The following is a 2,632-nucleotide window of genomic DNA, read 5'->3' as shown; positions in this document are numbered from 1 at the left end:
GGTGGCCGGGCTCGGCCGACGCCGTGAATGCGCAGCTCAACGGCCCGCGTCTGCGCGCGCTGCCGGAGTGTGTATGCGACTTTCGTCTCGGCGCCGGGCCCGGGCCTCAGCAGGCGTGGGCGCTCGCGAGGGCGCGCAGCTCCTCGACGGCCGCGGCCGCGTCGTCGGCCCCGTAGACGGCCGAGCCGGCGACGAAGACGTCGGCGCCGGCCTGCGCGCACTGCTCGATGGTGTCGGCGCTGACCCCGCCGTCGACCTGGATCCAGATCTGCCCGCCGCGGCGGCGGACCGCCTCCTTGACCTGGGTGACCTTGGGCATCATGTCGGCCATGAACGACTGGCCGCCGAAGCCGGGTTCGACGGTCATGACGAGCACCATGTCGACCTCGTCGAGCAGCTCCTCGTACGGCGCGAACGGGGTCTTGGGCTTGAGGGCCATGCTCGCGCGGGCGCCCTCACCGCGGATCGCGCGGGCAAGCCGCACCGGGTCGCGGGCGGCCTCGATGTGGAAGGTGACGCTCTGCGCGCCGGCCTCGGCGTAGCCGGGGGCCCAGCGGTCGGGGTCCTCGATCATGAGGTGGCAGTCGACGGGGATCGGGCTGACCTTCAGCAGCGCCTCCACGACCGGCAGGCCGAGGGTGAGGTTGGGCACGAAGTGGGCGTCCATGACGTCGACGTGCGCCCAGTCGGCGTTGCGGACCGCCTCCAGCTCGTGCTGCAGGTTGGCGAAATCGGCCGACAGGATGCTCGGTGAGATCTGCACGCTCCCGAACCTACCCGGCGGCGGGGTGGTGCCCGGGCGCGGGCGTATCCACATCCTGGGCGATGCGGTCAGCGCTCGGGGTGGCGGCTGTAGCCGCATCGCCGAGCTGTGAGCGCAACGGCGAGACGACAGGCGGTTCTGTGCGCTCAGCCGATCCGCAGCAGCGCCAGGAACATCGCGTCGGTGCCGTGGCGGTGCGGCCACAGCTGAGCGTACGGCCCCTCCCCCAGCCCGGAGACGGGGTGGCCGGCGGCGTCGCGGACGTGCGGCCGGGCGTCGAGGGCCCGCACGTGCGGGTGGCGGCGCAGGGCGTCGGCGACGACGTAGCGGGTCTCGGCGGGGTGCGGACTGCACGTGATGTAGGCGACGAGCCCGCCGGGGCGGGTGGCGGCGATCGCGGAGTCCAGCAGCTCGCCCTGCAGGTGGGAGAGGGCGCCGACGTCGTCGGGGGTGCGGCGCCAGCGCGCCTCGGGGCGGCGGCGCAGGGCGCCCAGGCCCGTGCACGGGACGTCGAGGAGCACGAGGTCGAAGGAGCCCGGCTCCTCGCGGCCGAGGTCGCGGCCGTCGCCGGTGCCGACGTAGACCTCCGCGCCGGCGTCGATCGCCGCGGCGACCGCGTCGTCGACGAGCCGGGTGCGGTGGGCGCTCGCGTCGTTGGCGAACAACACCGCGTCGGCGTCGATCGAGGCCGCCGCGAGCAGCGCGGCCTTACCGCCCGGTCCGGCGCACAGGTCGAGCCAGCGTTGGGGTTTCTGCGGGTCGAGGGTCTGTGGTGCCTCGGGTGCCTCGGCTGCCTCGGGCGGCTCGGGCCCCGAGGCCGGGGCGAGGGCATCGAGGGCGGCGAGGGTGACGAGCTGGGAGCCCTCGTCCTGCACGGCGGCGCGGCCCGACCGCACGGCGTCGATGCGGCCTGGGTCGCCGCCGGCGTCGAGCACGGCGGCCAGCGGCGACAGCGTCGAGCGCGCGGCGCCCGCGGCCACCAGCTCGTCGACATCGCACAGCCCCGGGCGGGCGACCAGCGCGACAGCCGGGGCAGCGTTGTCGGCCTCCAGCAGGGCGACGAGTTCGGCCTCGGGATCGCGAGCCTCGGCGCCGGGAGCGGCCTCGGCGCTGCGAAGTTCGGAGTCGCGAACCTCGGCGCTGCGAACCTCGGAGTCGCGAACCTCGGAGTCGGCCTCGGAGTCAGGGGTGGCCCCTGAGTCACGGGCGGCCTCGACGCCGCGAGCCCCGGAGTCGCGGGCGGCCTCGCCATCCCAGCGGGTCCGGCCGTCCGCGGCCCGCAGGGCCGAGCGCAGGGCCCGGACCACCCACGCCGGGTGCGAGTGCAGCACCGCGAGGGCCTCGTCGGAGGCGGGGTCGAGGCCCTTGAGCAGCACCGCCTCCCACTCGTCGGCGGACTTCTCGCTGACGCGGCGCAGCACGGCGTTGACGAACCCGGCGCGGCCGGCGCCGAGCACCTGGCGGGCGAGGGCGACGCTGGAGTCGACGGCGGCGTAGGAGTCGACGCGCATGCCGAGCAGCTGGTGGGCTCCCAGCCGCAGCACGTCGAGCACCTCGGGGTCGATGTCGGCGAGATCGCGACCGGCTCCCCGGGCGACGATCGGATCGTAGCGTCCGCGCAATCGCGTTGCGCCGTAGACGAGTTCGGTGACGAACGCGGCGTCGCGGCCGTGCAGGCGGGCGCGGCGCAGGCGGCGCGGCAGCTCGAGGTTGGCGTAGGCGCCGTCGTCGATGGCGCGCATCACCTCGTAGGCGACGAGCCGGGCGTCGTCGGCGCTGCGGGCGCGGCGCGAGGGCGCGGTGGCCGACCGGTGCCGCTCGCGGCCCGCCCGGAATTCGCGGCGCTCGGTGCGGGACCGGCCGCCCTCT

The 2,632-nt window shown here is 75.6% G+C and carries 2 protein-coding genes; both read right to left on the bottom strand.

All coding sequences use genetic code 11. The features are described 5' to 3' along the window. Positions 1–106 precede the first annotated feature (106 nt). Positions 107–763, bottom strand: coding sequence for a ribulose-phosphate 3-epimerase (rpe, locus tag PINTE_RS20890; RefSeq protein ID WP_068434455.1), 657 nt, complete (start codon positions 761–763; stop codon positions 107–109). Between the two features lie 146 nt (positions 764–909). Further along, positions 910–2,632: RsmB/NOP family class I SAM-dependent RNA methyltransferase (locus PINTE_RS20885; RefSeq protein WP_068434452.1), on the bottom strand; the 1,723-nt coding region annotated here is incomplete at its 5' end.

It is taken from the genome of Piscicoccus intestinalis NBRC 104926 (genome assembly GCF_001515525.1).
Lineage (GTDB): Bacteria > Actinomycetota > Actinomycetes > Actinomycetales > Dermatophilaceae > Kineosphaera > Kineosphaera intestinalis.
This window is presented reverse-complemented; position numbering and strand designations above follow the sequence as displayed.